The organism is Rheinheimera pacifica, assembly GCF_900108485.1.
Classification (GTDB): Bacteria; Pseudomonadota; Gammaproteobacteria; order Enterobacterales; family Alteromonadaceae; genus Alishewanella; species Alishewanella pacifica.
In genome coordinates this window covers 1-18,568 of record NZ_FNXF01000010.1, presented here as the reverse complement: position 1 = coordinate 18,568, position 18,568 = coordinate 1, and the positions used below count along the sequence as shown (strand labels likewise).

Sequence of the window (18,568 nt, the reverse complement as noted above, 5' to 3'; positions counted from 1 at the left end):
TATGCGAAACGATTTAACTTCTTTCTTTCATGTCATGCAAAATAGTGGCTATTTAGTGGAACGTATTCGAGATTTAGACGGTTATGTAAATAAGTTGCTAGGCAATGCGACAATATTTTCTATATACGAGAAAGGAGAGTTGGCAGCAGTTAGTGCTTGCTACATTAATGATCCAGATAAAATTCTTGCATATGTATCTTATATTGGAGTACTGCCAAAATTTCAGCGTAGAGGTTTTGCAAGTAACTTGCTAGACAGCTCAATAAACTATGCCCAAAGGTGCAGATTGAAAATTATAAGGCTAGAGGTCTCTTCAGATAATACTGCCGCAAAAAAATTATATGAAAATAAAGGATTTGTATGTGAAAAATTTATAGATAATAGTATCTTTATGGAACTTAGTCTAAATGATTTTAGAAGTTCAAATATGTAAATAAATAGCTATATATTTCAGAAAGGTAAGTCATCAGAATTGTTCAAACGGTCTGGCAAATTTTTTGAAAAATTCAGCAATTTTATATAATACAGCTTTAAGCAGGATCTTTATTAGGTGTAGAAGAGCTAAACTGACATAGTTTCAACATTAAACGGATATCAATATTGAAATCTGAAATTAACAAGCAGGTTCTATTTGTCTCTCAGAAATAATATTATTGCAAATTATTTAAGTCAAATATATGTGACGACTATTGGTATTATTGTCGTTCCGTTTTATATAATGCATATGGGCGCTGAAGTTTATGGCTTGATAGGTTTTTTTGTTTTGATGCAATCTTGGTTAACCTTAATGGACTTAGGACTAACGCCAACTGTTGTTAGAGAAACAGCTCGCTTTAAAGGTGGAAATCTTACTGCGCTTTATTTTCGTCAAGTGGTTCGAGCACTCAGTATAGTATTTTGGACATTAGCTGTTGTAGGTGGCTCGGCACTTTATTTTCTCGCTGATACGATTGCAACAAGCTGGCTAAATATTGAATCTTTAGCTCCTGATGTTGTTGTTTTTGCTTTAAAAGTTATGGCGATAACAGTTGCACTCAGATGGTTGTCGGGAGTTTTTCGTGGAATTATTCAAGGTTGTGAACGATTAGTTTGGTTGAGTTATTTCAATGTAGTATTGGCAACTTTTCGTTCAGTTGGTGTAATAGCTGTTATGAATATTTGGGGTTTTACTCCTAATATTTTTTTTACATATCAGTTGATTATAACAATTTTAGAAGCTGTTATTTTATGGAGTACTTCTCGCAGTTTACTGCCTCACATAGATAAAGACATAGAGACTATTGGTTGGTCGCTTAAGCCTGTTAAATCCGTCCTGAAATTTGCGTTAACTATTGCTTTTACTGCATCAATCTGGTTGTTGATTACGCAAACAGATAAGATGGTTCTTTCGGGCATACTGTCGTTATCTGAGTACGGTTATTTTTCTCTGGCCGTGCTAGTTGCCAGTGGCATAATGATTATTAGTGGACCCGTAAGCAATGCTGTGTTGCCACGTATGACTAATTTATTTGCGCTTAATAAACACAGCGAAATGTTAGAAATATATAGGAATTCGACCCAGCTTGTAGCCATAATTGCTTGCTCAGCTGCTATCACACTAGCTTTTTTTGCCGATCATTTATTATATGCCTGGACTGGCGATGAGCAAATTGTTCAGCATGTTACACCCATATTAAGGCTATACGTAATAGGGAATGGTCTTTTAGCTATAACATCATTTCCTTACTATCTTCAGTATGCTAAAGGCAATCTCCGTTATCACTTGAACGGAAATCTTGTAATGGCTGGCGCTCTAATTCCTTCGCTGATATTTGCTTCCAGTAATTATGGTGCTATAGGTGCTGGTTATGTCTGGTGTGCGATAAATTTCATGTTTTTATTTTTTTGGGTAGCGTATGTTCACAGCAAAATTGAACCTGGATTACACGTTAAATGGTTGCTAAATGATGTTTTGGTTATTTTTATACCTGCTGCGGTTACAGGGTATTTATTGAATTTGTTTGATCTACAGCTGCAAAGTCGTATTACTAGTTTTGCTATTTTAGTTTTATGCGGTTCTTTGATAATAATTATTAGTACTATTTTCTCTTCTTTAGTAAGGAATTACTTTGTATCAATTTTTAATCAGAGGTTCGGTTGATTCCTATGCAGCAGCCTAAAGTTTCAGTATGCGTTGTTACTTATAATCAGGAAAATTACATTGCTGAATGTTTGCAAAGTATAGCTGATCAAAAAACAAGTTTTAATTATGAAGTCATTGTGAGTGATGATTGTTCAACTGATAATACACCAGAGATCATAAAGTTGTTCTCTGAAAAGTATGGGTTTATAAAGCCTGTACTTCGGTCAAAAAATGTTGGTGCTGGGGCTAATTACTTTGAGTCTCATAGACTGGCATTGGGAGAGTATGTTTGTCATTGCGATGGTGACGATACTTTCTTACCAGATAAGTTGCAGACTCAGGCTGACTTTCTTGACCGTAATCCAGAATATTCTATGTCCGTACACGCAGCTGCAGTTATTGGTAGCGGTGATATTATTGGAGACTCTCCAGCTTTGCCTGAGATAGCATCTGTGACGGATTTACTGAAATTGGGTACCTATTTTATCCACAGTAGCGTTATGTATAGGCGCTCTTGTAGACATGATTATCCTTTGGGTTTTGAAGCGGTTGACTTTTATGTCCATTTACACACTGCTTTTAAGGGACCAGTCCATCTTAACAAATCCGTGTTGGCTGGTTATAGAGTACACGCAGGCGGAGTTTCTTCTAATCCGATTTATCGTGATCGAATAGAAAAGTTTTACGATGCCGCATACGACCTCGCTCTGGAAAATGGCATCTCTGCAGCACTTGTTCGAACGGCTCAAATTAAACGACACCTGACTTTTGCTTTTTCTAGGTATTTCAGTGGTGATGTTGAAGGTTATAAAAAGCGCATTAAGCTCAATGCAGATGAATTTCAGTATGCTAGCTTGCTACATAAAGTATTATATTGGACTCGCTCTATGCCGGTTTTGATGTGGTGTATTAAAATTGCACGACAAATAAAAAATAGAAAATTTTAAGGTTAATAGCGAATTATGTGTGGTTTCTCAGGATTTATCGCAGCTAAGTCATCTCAGCTCAAGCCGGATTTAGTTTTACAAAGTATGCTAGGTAAAATCAGCCATAGAGGACCCGATGATTCAGGGATCTGGCTGGATGGCAGGATTGCTTTTGGGCATCAACGGCTATCTATCCATGATCTATCTCCACTGGGACATCAACCTATGCATTCAGCTTCTGGCCGTTTTGTGGTGGTGTTTAATGGTGAAATATATAACTTTCAGCATTTGAGAATGCAGCTTGTAAGGCTGGGAAAAGTTTTTTACAGCGATTCTGATACTGAAGTTCTACTCGCTGCTATTGAAGTTTGGGGCGTTGAAAATTCACTTAAGCAGTTTGTCGGGATGTTTGCCTTTGCTTTATGGGATAAACAGGAAAAGAAACTGTTCCTTGCGCGCGATCGAATTGGTGAGAAACCGCTGTATTACTCTAAATCAGAAGACGGTATTGTTTTTGGATCTCAGTTAGGTGCTCTGGCGGTTCACCCCGATGTTGATAAGGAAATAGACCGGAATGCGCTCGGTTTGTATTTACGGCATGGCTATATTCCTGCGCCCCATAGTATTTATGTTAATACTTATAAACTGATGCCCGGCTGTTATTTGGAGATAGCTTTTAACCGTGACAGACTGGTATTTTCTCAGCCAAAAGCTTATTGGTCTTTGGAAGCATCCATTTTATCTACACAATCTGAAGATAAAATAAGTAAACCAGACGCCGCTTTGTTTAAACTGGATGCTCTTATTAATGACAGCGTTGAGTTGCAGTCTAAAGCTGATGTTCCTCTTGGTGCTTTTCTCTCTGGTGGTGTCGACTCATCAATCGTAACAGCATATATGCAATCACAGTCATCCGTTCCTGTTAACACGTTTACAATAGGATTTGACGATGAGAAGTTTAATGAAGCTAAATTTGCTAAGAATATAGCTGATTATTTAGGAACAAATCATACGGAGTATTACATTAATGAAAGCAATCTACTAGATGTAGTACCCACGCTACCCGATATATATGATGAGCCTTTTGCGGACTCTTCACAGATCCCAACAGTTATCGTGGGCGCTCTAGCCAAGAAGAAAGTGTCTGTTGCACTATCGGGAGATGGCGGGGATGAATTATTTTGTGGTTATGGACGTTATGAAAGAACGGTAAAGCGTTGGAAATCAATTAGTAAAGTACCTCGCACTTTTCGCTCACTTATTGGAAGTGCATCTACGCTAATCCCACCTCGCTATAACATAGCCTACGACAGAGTCTTGTCTAACACCCCGAGAGGCTTGATTCGAACTTTAGATTATCTGGGCTGTTCTGAGTTTAAGGATTTTTATAAACGGTCTGTTTCGTCTTTGGAAAATTGTGAGCAGGTTATAAAAGGTGCTGATGGTGTAGCAACTGTGTACGATAAAAGCCAGCTGGCCGGCGATGCTTTTTATGAACATATGATGATTTCAGATACGCTCCAGTATTTGCCAGATGACATTTTGGTTAAAGTAGACAGAGCATTTATGTCATCGTCTTTAGAGGGGCGTATCCCGTTGTTAGATCATCGTATTGCTGAGTTTGCCTGGCGGGTTCCGGTAGATATTCACAGGTACGACGGCAAGGGTAAGTATTTACTTCGCGAGTTGTTGTATAGAAAAGTACCCAAAAATCTTATCGACAGACCAAAGATGGGCTTCGCAATACCTTTAGCCGACTGGCTTAGAGGGCCTCTTTTGGACTGGTCAGAACAACTTTTATCTGAAAATCGCCTTGAGGATGATGGTATTTTCGATGTTAAGTTTGTTTCAGGTATTTGGCAACAGCATAAATTACACATAGCAGACTGGAGCACTTTGCTATGGTCTGTAATCATGTTTAATGCTTGGTATGAAAAGCAATGAAAGTGCCAACGCTGACAGTTAGAATATCAAAGGAAGGTATTTTATTTAAAGCTCTACTTTTAGTACTTACATTTTCTTTTGTTTTTAACTTGAAATTCATCGGTCTGGAATGGATGCCCGCAATAAGACTGGTTTTTATTATTTGTACTATTTTCGCTGGGATAAAAATAGCTTATTTTTTTTCCAAGGATGTGAAAGAGAACGTATTTTTCTATCTTGCTCAAATTTTTATTTTGATCTACGTCGGCATTCAGTCTTTTCTGCTGCCTACAGATTTAGGCATGTTAAGCAAGATCATCGTCTTTCTTGTTTTTACGGTATATCTTGCTGTAGGGGCATCATTTTTCTTCAGAGATGTCAAGCATTTTTTACGTGTTATTGCAGCTTGCGCAGTCATTCAAGCAATATTGGTGTATTTTTCGTTCTTTAGCCCGGAGTATCGGCAGTGGTTATCGGGAGTAATGTTTAATAGCGGAAATATTCCCTTCGAAGATCCTTTCAGAGTACCCGGCTTTTCAACCGGCTCTGGAGCTACATTGGCACTTGCACTGTCTATAGGAACTTTTAGCAGTATGGCTCTTTACTGGATGGCTACTTCACTTCGGGCTAAGCTATTATTTTTATTTTCTGCATTATTCATTACATTCTCATGTTTGTTTGTTGGTAAAATAGGTCTTTTCTTGTCAGCGTATAGCATTATGACATTTGTTCTTATCGGAGCCAGAGATATTAAAAGTACCGTATTTGTTTTTATTACGCTACTGTTTTTTTCTTTTAGTATTTTTTTGTATGTTGATATAGATTTTGAGTCGATAGCTTATCCTTTGCAGCGTTCATTCTCCCTTTTTATTGAAGGCGATGACGCGTCTTTAAGTGCTTTGAAAGAAATGCCTATTCCTGTTATCGATGCTTCTACATTTGTGGGCACTGGTCTTGCTTCAGATCAGTATGGTTATAACGCATCTGGCAGTGATATAGGCTACATACAAACCTACTATGGTTTCGGCTTGGTTTTTGCAGTGCTTTTCTATATTTCATTTTTCTCATATCTTGTTACTAACATTGCCAAGCTGAGATCAAAACGTAATTTAATACTATGTTTGTTATTCTTTTTCCCGCTTTTCATTGTTGAATATAAAGAACCATTTATTAGCAAGGTTACATACCCCTTTGTTCTTCTTGTCATGCTGCACCTGTCAAGAAAGGAAGACAAGGCCAATGGATATTAAGAGGTACTATGCTTAAAGACGATTTGTTACGGACATATGAGTTAGTCGACGGCGGGAGGCTGAAAAAGGTGTTAGGGTGCTATCGTACCCCCGGATGTCATGCTGTTGTTACTTATCGGTTTGGCCAATGGTTGTCACAGAAAAACATTTTCACACGCATTTTATTAGAACCGTTTTACCTATTGCAGTATCATCGCATGCGAAGTAAATGGGGCATAGAAATTCCCAGAGCTGCTGATATCGGCCCCGGACTCTATATTGGCCATAATGGTGGTATTGTTATTTCCAGCCAAGTTAAGGCGGGTAAAAATTTGAGTATTTCACAAGGCGTTACTATTGGCGTATCCGGAAAAGGGATTAAGCGTGGTGTGCCGGTTATTGGCGATAATGTCTATATCGCTCCCGGAGCCAAAGTTTTTGGGAAGATATTTGTCGGGAGTAATGTCTCTATTGGTGCGAATGCAGTTGTGAATCAGGATGTGCCTGATAACTCCGTGGCAGTTATATCGCCTGGTATAGTTATTTTTAAGAAGAACCCAAGTTGAATTACTATGCTTGACAATAAAAATGTACTTTTTGTTATTGACCATTTCGGCTCCGGCGGCGCTCAACGGCAGGTCGTCAACCTTGCGAATGGCCTTTCTAACAAAGGTTTTAATGTGCATATTGTTGTATATTATCCTCAATATGATCATCATCGATATGCTCTGCGGAGCGAAGTTGTAGTGCATGAGCTTTCTAAACGAACAAAGCTCGGTATTACTGTTCCTTTTAAGATTCTATATTTGCTCTATAATTACAGATATAAAGCAGTTTTTGGTTTTTTAGATACTCCCGGTTTATATTTGGAGCTAGCATCTTTACTTTATTTTCATAAGACAACGCTCTGCTATTCTGAACGAAGTTCTCTGGCTTTACAGAAGAAAGGTCCCGGATACTTTGTCAAGCAAAACCTTCATAAACTTTGTGACTTCATTACTTCGAACTCTATCGCGCAAACAGAGGTGCTTGCGGCCAGGTTTGGTTCAGAAAAAGTCAGGTACATTGCTAATGCGGTGCCTAAAGTTTTCCATGATGTCGTTAAAAACAGTGCTACCTATAGCGAGAAGGTTTTCGCTGTTTTTTCACATACAACACCATTCAAGAATTTCTCTTATGTTGTTGATTCTATTATTGATTATAAAGTAAGGTTCAAGTCAGATCCTCCGGTTATTAATTGGTATGGTCATATTTACGAGTCTTCTGAATTGAATATTGCAAGAGAAAAACTTCTGCTTAACGGATTGCAAGATAATCTGATTTTTCATGGCCCGGTTAGTAATGTTGAAACTATTTTAAGTAAAGTATTTTTCTTGTTGCATCCTTCTCGTTTCGAATCATCTGCCAATGCAGTTGCTGAGGCTTTATCGGCAGGAACTCCAGTAATACTTGGCAATATTAACGATCATCCTATAATTGTAAAAGAGTCTTGCTCTGGCTTCCTGGTAGACCTGAGTAATCCATCGAGTTTGGCAAATGCTTTGAATGTTGCCTTAAATATTCCTGAAGAAGAATATGATAATTTATGTCGTAATGCTAAGTTATATTCTTCATATAATTATGCAGATGAAGTGGCGGTTTGTAAGTATTTGGATATTATAAATAATGAGTGTTAAGAATCTTAAAGTGTCAGTTGCAGGCCGCTATCCGCCACCGGTTGGAGGCGTAAGTATCTATGTCTCAAGGCGCTTGTCTCTGCTGAAGGCGCAGGGGGCGGCTGTCGAGAAGCTAGACTTTTCGGATCGGTTTTTTCCGTTTGATTTGTTTAGATCTGAAGCTGATATGTATGAGGTTAATAGTTTAAACTTGCTAGTTGTGTTCGTTTTTTTTATTTTTGGTAAGTTGAGTAGATGTATTTTTATTGATCATAACGCTTCCAGACATTACGTTGGATTTAAAAAGAAGGTTTTATTGTTTTTTATAAAGCGCGCATTTAAAGTTTATGTTGTTAAGCCAGAGCTTAAAAAGTTCTATCCCGATGGCGTTACTGTAGATGTGGTTTCACCTTTTATAGTCCCTGACGAAAATGAGCTGAATAGTATATTGAGTTCTTATAGTCAAGAAGTGCTGGATTTTATAGAAGAAGGTGTTTTTGTTGTCAATTCAGCCTGGAAGTTCATTCCTTATAATGAAACAGATGTCTACGGTATCCACGATAGTGTTGAGCTATTGAAGCGAGTGGATGATGTAAAACTACTTTTGGCGGTTGCGGATTACAATCCTGCTGATATGCCTGCTAGTTTAGTTAGCGATATTGAAAGATTTGTCAAAGAAGGTAAGTTATGTCTGTTTACAGGGCAAAAGCAACTGTGGCCAGTGTTTAGGAAAGGTGCTATTTGTCTTCGTTTGACACCATATGATGGTGACAGTGTTTGTGTTCGTGAGGCTATTCACTTTGGATGCAAGGTCCTCGCATCTGATGCTGCGCCTCGTCCGTCTGATTGTTTTATTTACCCGTATGGTAATTTTGAACAGTTAAAAACTAAGTTAAAAGAGATGTTAGAGTGAAACAAATTCTGCAAGACATGGCTAAAGGCGGCACTACAATAGCTGAAGCACCAGCTCCAAAGGTGAGTTCGGGTACTGTATTAATTGATACCGCTATTACACTGATCTCCGCTGGCACAGAGCGTAGCTTGGTAGATTTTGGCAAGGCGTCAATGATTGATAAAGCCCGGCAGCAGCCTGAAAAAGTGAAAATGGTACTGGAAAAAGTAAAAACTGACGGCTTGATGACCACAGTGGATGCTGTTAAATCGAAGCTTGCCCAGCCTTTACCATTAGGCTATTGCAATGTAGGTGTAGTGGCTGAAGTTGGTCGTGGGGTTGACGGCTTTAAGCCCGGCGATCGGGTGTTATCAAACGGACCTCATGCCGACGTAGTAAGAGTTGCAAAGAACTTGTGCGCGAAAGTTCCGGACAATGTTAGCAACGAAGAAGCCGTATTTACGGTGGTGGCTAGTATTGGTCTGCAGGGCATTCGCTTAGTTCAGCCTACGTTGGGCGAAAGTGTTGTTGTTACCGGCGTAGGTCTGATTGGTTTGCTGACTGTGCAGATGTTGCGTGCCCAGGGCTGCCGGGTGCTGGCTATTGACTACGACCAGTCAAAACTGGAATTAGCTAAACAATTTGGTGCTGAAATCTGCAACCCCGGGCAGGGTGAAGACCCTGTTGCTGCGGGTATGGCGTTTAGTGGTGGTGACGGCATTGATGCGGTAATTATTACTGCTTCAACCAAGTCTAATGATCCGGTAACTCAAGCCGCTAGAATGAGCCGTAAACGCGGGCGCATTGTGTTGGTTGGCGTGGTTGGATTAGAGCTTAACCGTGCAGATTTCTACGAGAAAGAACTTACTTTTCAGGTTTCATGTTCTTATGGTCCAGGCCGTTATGACCCTGCTTATGAAGAGCAGGGGCATGATTATCCAAAAGCTTTTGTCAGGTGGACGGAGCAGCGGAACTTCGTTGCAATTCTCGATATGATGTCATCAGGTGTGGTGAATGTTAAGCCGCTAATCAGCCATAAAATTGCGTTTGAGAAGGCGATTGATGCATACGATATTCTGACCAATGACAAAACAGCATTAGGTATTTTACTGCAGTATTGCAGTGAGCCTGGCAGCCGCCACGCCGATAGCGTTGTGTTATCCGCTGAAACCACTTTTTTTAAAAGTGCGCCGGTAGTCGGCTTTGTCGGCGCCGGTAACTATGCATCAAGAATGTTAATTCCGGCATTTAAAGCCGCAGGTGCGCAGTTGCACACCATTTCAACTTCTGGTGGTATTAATGGCGTGGTACATGGTGAGAAGGCTGGTTTTTCGCATGCCACCACTGATACTGCAGCGATGATCAATAATCCTGACATTAATACTGTCGCTATCGTTACCAGACATAACAGCCACAGCCGGTTTGTTATAGATGCTTTACAAGCAGGCAAGCACGTGTTTGTCGAAAAGCCATTGGCAATTACTTCTGAAGAGCTGGCTCAGGTTGAAAGCGCATATCAGGTCGCTGCTATAAAACCACAACTGATGGTAGGTTTTAACCGGCGATTTTCACCGCAAGTGCAAAAGATGAAAGCCTTACTAAGTGCAGTAAAAGAGCCCAAGTCTTTTATTATGACAATGAATGCCGGTGGAATTCCAGCTGATCACTGGACTCAGGATAATTTGATTGGCGGTGGACGAATTATTGGTGAGGCTTGTCATTTTATTGATTTAATGCGCTTTCTGGCTGGTACTGAAATTGTTTCAGTGCAAGCTCGCCGTATGGGGGACAATCCACACCAGCAGATTACTGAAGATAAAGCCGCTATTATTTTAGGCTTTGCTGATGGCTCTTTTGGCACTATCAATTATTTTGCTAATGGTGCAGCAAGCTTTCCAAAAGAACGGGTTGAGGTTTTCACTGCTGGCAGGGTATTGCAGTTAGATAATTTTATTAAGTTAAAAGGTTTTGGTTGGCCAGGTTTTAATAAGCTGAACTTATGGAAACAGGATAAAGGTCAAAACGCTTGTGCCGCGGCATTTTTAGATGCCATAAAGCATGGTACTCCCGGCCCTATTGCTATAAGTGAATTGTTTGAAGTGGCTCGGGTCACCATTCAGGTTGCAGAGCAGTTACGAGCTCAATAATGTCACTTATCATGAAAGCAAAAGCAGCGCTTGACTTGGGGGCTGTCAATTTATGGCGGGTATTTACGTATCGGCTGGGTATAAAATTAGGTATTAACCCGGTAAAGCGCTTAACAGCCATTATTGGCGATGATGATTTTTTCATACCCATTGCCGCAAGCGCCAGAAAATTATTACCGGCGAATGATAGCTGGAATAGTCAACATTGCTTTTTTGGCTGGTATATCAAGCAGGCTGAAGATACGCCGAATTGGCAACAAAACTGTTTTACTGGCAAAACTATAACAGCAGATCAACCCTGGTGGCATATACCAGATTTTGCGGCTGATATAGGTGATATTAAAACGGTTTGGGAAGCTTCGCGCTTTGATTGGGTAATTTGTTTTATGCAGCAAGCCTGCGCGGGCGATACTGCTGCCCTCGAAAAATGCAACAAATGGTTGCGTGACTGGATAAATTCTAACCCAGCCTATCTGGGGCCTAATTGGAAATGTGGCCAGGAAGCCTCAATTCGGGTGATGCATCTGGCGCTTGCTGCTTTATTATTGCAACAGCAAAAATTGACAACTACAGCATTGCAACAACTTATAGCTGCTCATCTGGCGAGAATAGCGCCAACAATCCGTTATGCGATAGGTCAGGATAACAATCACGGTACTTCAGAAGCTGCGGCGTTATTTATTGGCGGTAGTTGGTTAGCGCTATATAACCATCCTGATGCTGACAGATGGCAAAAGCTGGGCCGGAATTGGTTGGAAAACCGAGCAAAATGTTTAATAGAGCATGATGGTAGTTTTAGCCAGTACTCTGCTACCTATCATCGGGTTATGCTGGATACTTATGCTCTTGCTGAAGTATGGCGCCGCAGTTTGTCTTTGCCAGTTTTCTCTACAAAGTTGCAAACTAGATTAGCTGCCGCAACACTGTGGCTTTATAACATGCCGGGTGTTGCCTTTGGTGATGTGGCAAACCTTGGTGCGAATGATGGTGCCAGGTTAATTCCACTTGCAGGTAGTGACTATCGGGATTGCCGCCCCAGTGTGCAGCTGGCGTCGGCGCTGTTTTTAAATAAACAGGCCTTTGCAGGCGATGGTATTTGGAATGCTCCTTTAAAATGGTTGCGATTGCCCTCTCCAGTGGCTGGACTGGGCGCGCCCGATAGTCAGCAGTTCGACAATGGTGGTTATGCTGTACTGAGGCATAACAATGCTGAAGCCTTGTTACGTTATCCGCGCTTTTGCTTCAGGCCGGGGCAGGCCGATGCCTTGCATCTGGATTTTTGGCTGGCGGGTGTTAATGTGCTGCGTGATGGCGGGAGTTACAGCTATAATTCAACGCCTGAAATGGTAAGCTATTTCTCAGGTACTGCCAGCCATAACACTGCTCAGTTTGATAACCGTGATCAGATGCCAAAGCTTAGCCGGTTCTTGTTTGGCGAATGGTTAAAGACAAACTATTTGCAGCCGCTGCGTATCAGCGACTCCAGTGTTAGCTTTGCCGCGGGCTATACCGATTACAAAGGTGCCAGCCACAAGCGGGAAGTGATGCTTGCTGATAATCTATTAACAGTTAATGACGAGTTGGCAGGTTTTAAACTTAACGCAGTTATTCGATGGCGCTTACTGCCGGGCGATTGGGTTTTAGAGGGGAATTCAGTTACTAATGGCCAGATCAGCTTGAACATAACATCAGAGAGTGAGTTTACCTTGCGGCTCTGTGAGGGGCAGGAGTCGCGCTATTACCTGCAAAGTACCCCTTTACCTGTGCTTGAACTGCATACCACCGAACCTGGGATTTTTACCACGGAGTTGTTTTTTTAAATGAGAGTGCTGTATTTTCATCAACATTTTTCTACACCTAAGGGGGCTGCCGGTATTCGCTCCTATCAGATGGCGCGTCGGTTAGTTGAGCAAGGTCACCAGGTAACTATGGTGTGCGGCAGTTATAGCGGCGGGCAAACAGGATTAAGCGGAGAGTTTATCAGCGGCAAGCGAACAGGTAATGTCGATGGCATAGATATTATCGAATTTGATCTGGCCTACGCCAACAGTGATGGTTTTTTAAAACGTGCTGGAGTTTTCTTACAGTTTGCGCTTAAAAGTATCAGTTTAGCGTTAAAAGAGCAATATGACGTGGTATTTGCTACAACTACGCCGTTAACCGCAGGCATCCCGGGTATTTTTGCCCGCTGGTTACGCGGCAAGCCTTTTGTATTTGAGGTTCGCGATTTATGGCCGGAATTGCCAAAGGCAATGGGCGTGATTAAAAACCCCATGCTGTTGCTTGCTATGTCGTGTTTAGAGTGGCTGTCTTACCGCTCTGCGCATCGCTGTATTGGTTTAGCACCAGGTATTGCAGAGGGGATTGCGAAAAGAGGCGTTGCGAAGGAGAAAATCAGTGCTATACCCAACGGTTGCGATTTGTCGATCTTTGAAAACTATGATTCGCCATGGCGGCCGGAGGGAGTAAAGCCGGAAGACCTGATGGCGGTATTTACCGGTACCCATGGTATGGCGAATGGCCTGGATGCAGCTTTAGATGCCGCAGCCGAACTGAAGAGGCGCGGGCGCGATGATATCAAGCTGGTACTGATAGGTCAGGGTAAATTGAAGCCTGCATTGCAGGCGCGGGCATTACAGCTTGGGCTGAACAATGTTATTTTCCACGATCCGGTAGATAAAAAGAAGTTGGCAGGTTTAATGGCAAGTGCCGATTTAGGCATGCAATTACTGGCGAATATACCGGCGTTTTACTATGGCACCTCACCGAATAAGTTTTTCGATTACATCGCTTCGGGTTTACCTGTGTTAAATAATTATCCAGGCTGGCTTGCTGACTATATCAAGCAAGAACGTTGTGGTTTTGCAGTGCCGCCAGATAATATCTCCGCCTTTGCTGATGCGTTAGAACAGGCTGCGGCCAATAGGGACGAATTAAAGCAAATGGGCGCGCGGGCTAAACAGTTAGCTCAAACTCAGTTCAATCGCGATAAGCTTGCTGATGAATGGGTAAAATGGGTGACTGAGGTAGTGCCATGAAAAGGGCTTTTGATCTGATTATTGCGCTCATTGCGCTGTCAACACTTTGGCCTGCCATTGTTCTCGTTGCGTTGTTAGTTCGTAGCAAACTCGGCTCACCAGTGCTGTTTAAACAAATTCGCCCTGGTTTAAACGGTAAGCCTTTTAACATGCTTAAGTTTCGTTCGATGTTGGACGCGACAGATAAAGCTGGCAATCCGCTACCAGATGAACAACGTTTAATCCGCTTTGGCCGCATCTTACGCTCTACCAGCTTAGATGAGCTGCCAGGGCTTTTGAATGTGCTAAAAGGCGATATGAGTTTAGTCGGCCCACGTCCGTTATTGATGGAATACTTGCCTTTATATTCAGCTGAGCAAGCAAGACGGCATGACGTTCAGCCAGGGATCACAGGCTGGGCGCAGGTGAATGGCCGCAATGCGATTAGTTGGGAAGATAAGTTCAAACTGGATGTTTGGTATGTTGATAACCGAAGTATGTGGCTGGATATCAAAATATTATTTATGACAGTTAAGAAAGTGTTTGTGCGTGAGGGTATATCTGCTGTGGGCGAGGCAACGATGAGTAAATTTACCGGTAATGGCAATAAATAAATGAAGACCTTGGCTATCATTGGTGCTAGCGGCCATGGCAAGGTGGTTGCAGATGCAGCGCGAAGTTGTTGCTTATGGAAAGATATTGTTTTTTATGATGATGCCTGGCCAGCGAAAACCAGAAACGGTAATTCAGATATTGTTGGTAACACACAAAGCCTTTTAGATTTGGATGACAGGCCGGACATTATTGTGGCTATAGGTAACAACAAAGTCCGGCTGGCCAAGCAGCAGCAATTAATCGCTGTTGGCTTTACTGCAGCAACTGTTGTTCATCCTCGTGCTGTGGTATCTGTAGCCGCTGTTATTGGCTCAGGATCTGTGGTTATGGCTGGCGCTGTGGTAAATGCCGATGCGGTTGTTGGCGTTGCTAGTATTGTTAATTCAAATGCGGTGGTAGAGCACGACTGTGTATTAGGAGATGCTGTACACATTAGCCCCGGGGCTTGTTTGGCTGGCGGAGTTATAGTTGGCGAGTTCAGTTGGATTGGTATCGGCGCCTCTGCCATTCAGTTAAAACGTATTGGTAAGAATGTAAAGGTTGGGGCAGGGGCTGCGGTTGTTAATGACCTGCCTGATGGCGTAACTGCGGTGGGTGTGCCAGCCAAAATTATTAAGTCGTGATGGAGCGGTATGTTAAACACTAAATTTTCTCCATGGCCAAGCTTCACAGAAGATGAAGCTGAGGCTGTAAAAAACACTATATTGTCCAATAAAGTCAATTACTGGACCGGCCAAGAATGTCGTGAGTTTGAAAAGGAGTTTGCCGCCTGGGCCGACGCTAAATACGCTGTCGCGCTTTGTAATGGTACGTTAGCGCTTGATGTGGCGTTAAAAGCTTTAGGTGTGGGGGTCGGTCATGATGTTATTGTTACGCCTCGTACCTTTTTGGCCTCTGCTTCTTCCGTAGTTACTGCTGGTGCGAACCCTGTGTTTGCAGATGTTGATTTAAATAGCCAAAACATCACTGCAGAGAGTATTGGAAAAGTGTTAACGGCGAACACTAAAGCCGTGATAGTGGTACACCTTGCTGGCATGCCGGCAGATATGGAACCGATAATGATGTTGGCTGAGCAACACGGATTTGCTGTAATAGAAGATTGCGCTCAGGCGCATGGTGCTAAATATAAAGGCCGCTCTGTTGGTTCTATTGGTCATATTGGTGCCTGGAGTTTTTGTCAGGATAAAATTATGACCACCGGTGGTGAAGGCGGTATGGTGACCACTAACGACAAAACCCTGTGGTCTCGTATGTGGTCTTACAAAGACCATGGTAAAAGCTTTGAAGCGGTTTACGAGCGGGAACATCCACCTGGTTTTCGCTGGGTACATGATAGCTTTGGTACTAACTGGCGTATGATGGAAATGCAAGCTGTTATTGGCCGTATTCAGTTACGTAAAATGACTGAGTGGACCAAAGCCCGCCAGCAAAATGCCGCAAAACTTGATTCTGTTGCTACTAAATATTCGGTTTTACGCGTGGTTAAAGTTCCGACAGATTATCAGCATGCCGAATACAAACACTATTTCTTCGTCAGCCCCGATAAGCTGGCTGATGGTTGGAGCCGTGATCGTATTGTTGATGAAATTGTGGCACGGGGTGTGCCTTGTTATCAGGGGAGTTGTTCGGAAGTTTATCTGGAGAAGGCTTTTGACAATACGCCTTGGCGCCCTGCAGAAAGGTTGCAAAATGCGAAACTGCTGGGAGAAACCAGCATTATGATGCTGGTGCATCCAACTTTGACTGCAGCTGAAGTTGCGAAAAGCTGTCAGGTACTAGAGGAAGTGCTGGCACTAGCTAGTGCATAGTGGCTAATGGTGAGTTGTGAGTTGTGAGTTTTTAGTGTTGAGTTTTCAGTGGTTAGGGCTGAGTGCTTAATGTTAGGCTATCAGGGGATAGTTTAAGGTTTGTGTGTTCGTTTTAACATTCCGGGGAGCATATTATGGGTGAAGAAGTTCGTTGGCGTCAGCGGTTTCAAAACTATCAAAAAGCCCTTGGGCAGCTGGTTTCTGCATTATCACAGTACGACGAGCATGCCGAGTCACTGATAAAAGAGGGCATTTTACAGCGTTTCGAGTTTACTCATGAATTGGCCTGGAAAGTACTGAAAGATTATCTTGAGTATGAGGGGCATCAGGGTATTACCGGTTCCCGCTCTGCCAGTCGTTTAGCCTTTTCGCTTGGATTGGTTAGCGATGGACAGGTTTGGATGGACATGATTGAGAGTAGAAATCGTACTGTGCATACCTACGATGAACGTGTTTTAGAACAGGAGTTTGCCAAAGTACAGCAAGCTTATGCCCCGGCGTTATCTGAGCTGGCTATTCGTATGCTGCCATTACTATGAGCCACGGGCTGCCGGATTTAACTGTAGCTAAGCTGCAAGGTGTTTTTGCCCGTCACCCGGCAATTGAGCAGGTGGTGCTGTATGGCTCACGCGCTAAAGGAAATTACCGGCCTGGTTCAGATATTGATCTGACGTTGCTTGGACAATCCTGCGACGACAATACTTTGCGTCTTGTTATGCGTGAGTTGGACGAGTTAAATACACCCTATTTGATGGATGTGTCGTTATATCATCAGCTGCTATCAGAAGATCTAAAAAAACATATAGCGGATTTTGGTAAGGTGTTTTATCAGCGCGCATTGTAGTTGTGAATGTTTAGTGTTGAGTTTTCAGTGGTTAGTGTTGAGTTGTCGCTGGCAAATTTTAGAGGAATTATGTTAATACGTTTATTGGATATTGTTTTTGCCTTTTGTGGCTTAGTGTTTGGTTTTCCGGTGCTGGTTATTTTGACCCTCATTGGTTTATTTGATACCGGCTCGCCGATATTCCGCCAGGTAAGGGTGGGGCGGAATAAAAAGCCTTTTACTTTAGTAAAGTTTCGTACTATGAAACCGGATACTGCCAATGTTGCCAGCCATTTAGCCAGCGCCAGTGCAATAACACCCTTCGGTGGCTTTTTACGCAAGAGCAAACTGGATGAACTGCCGCAGCTGTGGAATGTGCTGTGGGGTGATATGAGCCCGGTAGGCCCAAGGCCTTGTTTATTTAACCAGGAAGAGTTAATAGCCGAACGTGAGCAGCGTGGCGTGTTAAATGCGAGGCCAGGCATTACCGGCCTGGCACAAGTAAATGAGATTGATATGTCAACACCGGTATTACTGGCCGAAACAGATGCCCAAATGCTGCAAAGCCTGACACTGGCGGATTATTTTAAGTATATCTTTATGACTGTTGCCGGGAAGGGCAGTGGGGATAGGGTTAGGTAGTTTTGAGTTTTGAGTTTTGAGTTTTGAGTTTTGAGTGTTTAGTGTTTAGTGTTTAGTGGTTAGTGTTGAGGTTTGAGTTGTGGGTGGTTAGTTTTTAGTTTTGGTTTGTAAAAATTTTGTTTTTGGCTATAGATATTACATGGTTTGGATTTGTGAGGGCTGGGAATGCCTGCTGAATCGAATAATGTATTGGCCAAGGCTTTTGAGTTTGCGGTTCGGGTTGTTAGGCTTTATCAGTATTTGGTAAAAGAGCATAAAGAATTTGTGCTGTCTAAGCAGTTAGTGCGCTGTGGTACTTCTATCGGTGCCAATATCAACGAGGCGCAGGCGGGGCAATCTAAAGCTGATTTTATCGCTAAAATGAGTATTGCCAGTAAAGAGTCAAGGGAAGCGAAATATTGGTTAGAGCTGCTATGTATAACTGGCTACCTCGATAATACTCAACCGCACGTAACCAGCGAGGGTGTTCAATATTCTGTGTCAGCTTGGTCACAGGTCGATATGAGCGTCTAAGCGCCCCTCGAAGTGTATCGACAGCTGTGACAGCGTCAGATTCCAGTTTTGCACCGGGTGTGTCCAACGCTCAGATGCCTGCAAGATACCGGCATAAAGCAGCTTAAGCAAACTGTTTTCATTGGCGAATCCGCCCTTGGTTTTGGTCAGTTTACGGAACTGGCGATGCACGGCTTCCACGGCATTGGTGGTGTAGATAGCCGTTCTGACGTAGTCAGGGTATTTAAAATAGGCTGATAGCGTTTGCCATTTGTTG

At 42.5% G+C, this 18,568-nt stretch carries 19 protein-coding genes; 18 read left to right on the top strand and 1 reads right to left on the bottom strand.

What is annotated here, in order from left to right:
* Position 1: 1 nt before the first annotated feature.
* From BLW68_RS13010 to BLW68_RS12925, 18 genes are all read left to right on the top strand, one after another.
* Positions 2–433 carry a GNAT family N-acetyltransferase gene (locus tag BLW68_RS13010; RefSeq protein ID WP_092793977.1) on the top strand — a complete coding sequence of 144 codons (432 nt, stop codon included), beginning with the start codon at positions 2–4 and terminating at the stop codon, positions 431–433.
* A 198-nt stretch (positions 434–631) separates the two neighbouring features.
* Positions 632–2,140 (top strand): lipopolysaccharide biosynthesis protein, encoded by a 1,509-nt coding sequence (locus tag BLW68_RS13005; protein WP_092793975.1) that lies wholly within the window; start codon positions 632–634, stop codon positions 2,138–2,140.
* Between the two features lie 5 nt (positions 2,141–2,145).
* The gene (locus tag BLW68_RS13000; RefSeq protein ID WP_143039966.1) at positions 2,146–3,069 is read left to right on the top strand and encodes a glycosyltransferase family 2 protein; all 924 of its coding nucleotides are present in this window, start codon (positions 2,146–2,148) and stop codon (positions 3,067–3,069) included.
* A gap of 15 nt (positions 3,070–3,084) precedes the next feature.
* Positions 3,085–4,992, top strand: coding sequence for an asparagine synthase (glutamine-hydrolyzing) (asnB, locus tag BLW68_RS12995; RefSeq protein WP_092793970.1), 1,908 nt, complete (start codon positions 3,085–3,087; stop codon positions 4,990–4,992).
* Positions 4,989–6,221 carry a hypothetical protein gene (locus BLW68_RS12990; RefSeq protein WP_143039965.1) on the top strand — a complete coding sequence of 411 codons (1,233 nt, stop codon included), beginning with the start codon at positions 4,989–4,991 and terminating at the stop codon, positions 6,219–6,221. Before asnB ends, BLW68_RS12990 begins: the two co-directional genes overlap by 4 nt.
* Before the next feature lie 8 nt (positions 6,222–6,229).
* Complete coding sequence (locus BLW68_RS12985; RefSeq protein ID WP_092793965.1) at positions 6,230–6,766, top strand: serine O-acetyltransferase; 537 nt, start codon at positions 6,230–6,232, stop codon at positions 6,764–6,766.
* Positions 6,767–6,772: 6 nt separating this feature from the next.
* Positions 6,773–7,876, top strand: a complete 1,104-nt coding sequence (locus BLW68_RS12980; protein ID WP_092793963.1) for a glycosyltransferase — start codon at positions 6,773–6,775, stop codon at positions 7,874–7,876.
* The gene (locus BLW68_RS12975; RefSeq protein WP_092793961.1) at positions 7,866–8,768 is read left to right on the top strand and encodes a hypothetical protein; all 903 of its coding nucleotides are present in this window, start codon (positions 7,866–7,868) and stop codon (positions 8,766–8,768) included. The genes BLW68_RS12980 and BLW68_RS12975 overlap by 11 nt, the downstream gene beginning before the upstream one ends.
* Complete coding sequence (locus tag BLW68_RS12970; RefSeq protein WP_092793959.1) at positions 8,765–10,894, top strand: bi-domain-containing oxidoreductase; 2,130 nt, start codon at positions 8,765–8,767, stop codon at positions 10,892–10,894. Before BLW68_RS12975 ends, BLW68_RS12970 begins: the two co-directional genes overlap by 4 nt.
* Before the next feature lie 11 nt (positions 10,895–10,905).
* Positions 10,906–12,714 (top strand): heparinase II/III family protein, encoded by a 1,809-nt coding sequence (locus BLW68_RS12965; protein ID WP_218141370.1) that lies wholly within the window; start codon positions 10,906–10,908, stop codon positions 12,712–12,714.
* Positions 12,715–13,932, top strand: a complete 1,218-nt coding sequence (locus tag BLW68_RS12960; RefSeq protein ID WP_092793955.1) for a glycosyltransferase family 4 protein — start codon at positions 12,715–12,717, stop codon at positions 13,930–13,932.
* The gene (locus BLW68_RS12955) at positions 13,929–14,525 is read left to right on the top strand and encodes a sugar transferase (RefSeq protein WP_092793953.1); all 597 of its coding nucleotides are present in this window, start codon (positions 13,929–13,931) and stop codon (positions 14,523–14,525) included. The genes BLW68_RS12960 and BLW68_RS12955 overlap by 4 nt, the downstream gene beginning before the upstream one ends.
* Complete coding sequence (locus BLW68_RS12950) at positions 14,526–15,149, top strand: acetyltransferase (RefSeq protein ID WP_092793951.1); 624 nt, start codon at positions 14,526–14,528, stop codon at positions 15,147–15,149.
* Between the two features lie 9 nt (positions 15,150–15,158).
* Positions 15,159–16,334 carry a DegT/DnrJ/EryC1/StrS family aminotransferase gene (locus tag BLW68_RS12945; RefSeq protein WP_092793949.1) on the top strand — a complete coding sequence of 392 codons (1,176 nt, stop codon included), beginning with the start codon at positions 15,159–15,161 and terminating at the stop codon, positions 16,332–16,334.
* Positions 16,335–16,468: 134 nt separating this feature from the next.
* Positions 16,469–16,873, top strand: a complete 405-nt coding sequence (locus BLW68_RS12940; RefSeq protein WP_092793946.1) for a nucleotidyltransferase substrate binding protein — start codon at positions 16,469–16,471, stop codon at positions 16,871–16,873.
* Positions 16,870–17,178, top strand: coding sequence for a nucleotidyltransferase domain-containing protein (locus BLW68_RS12935; RefSeq protein ID WP_092793944.1), 309 nt, complete (start codon positions 16,870–16,872; stop codon positions 17,176–17,178). Before BLW68_RS12940 ends, BLW68_RS12935 begins: the two co-directional genes overlap by 4 nt.
* A 69-nt stretch (positions 17,179–17,247) precedes the next feature.
* Positions 17,248–17,799, top strand: coding sequence for a sugar transferase (locus BLW68_RS12930; RefSeq protein WP_092794338.1), 552 nt, complete (start codon positions 17,248–17,250; stop codon positions 17,797–17,799).
* A 165-nt stretch (positions 17,800–17,964) separates the two neighbouring features.
* Positions 17,965–18,312 carry a four helix bundle protein gene (locus tag BLW68_RS12925; RefSeq protein WP_092793942.1) on the top strand — a complete coding sequence of 116 codons (348 nt, stop codon included), beginning with the start codon at positions 17,965–17,967 and terminating at the stop codon, positions 18,310–18,312.
* On the opposite strand, the gene BLW68_RS12920 is transcribed toward BLW68_RS12925, so the two are convergent.
* Positions 18,289–18,568, bottom strand: a 280-nt coding sequence (locus BLW68_RS12920) for a transposase (RefSeq protein WP_143039964.1), incomplete at its 5' end; no start/stop codon positions are given. The genes BLW68_RS12925 and BLW68_RS12920 overlap by 24 nt on opposite strands.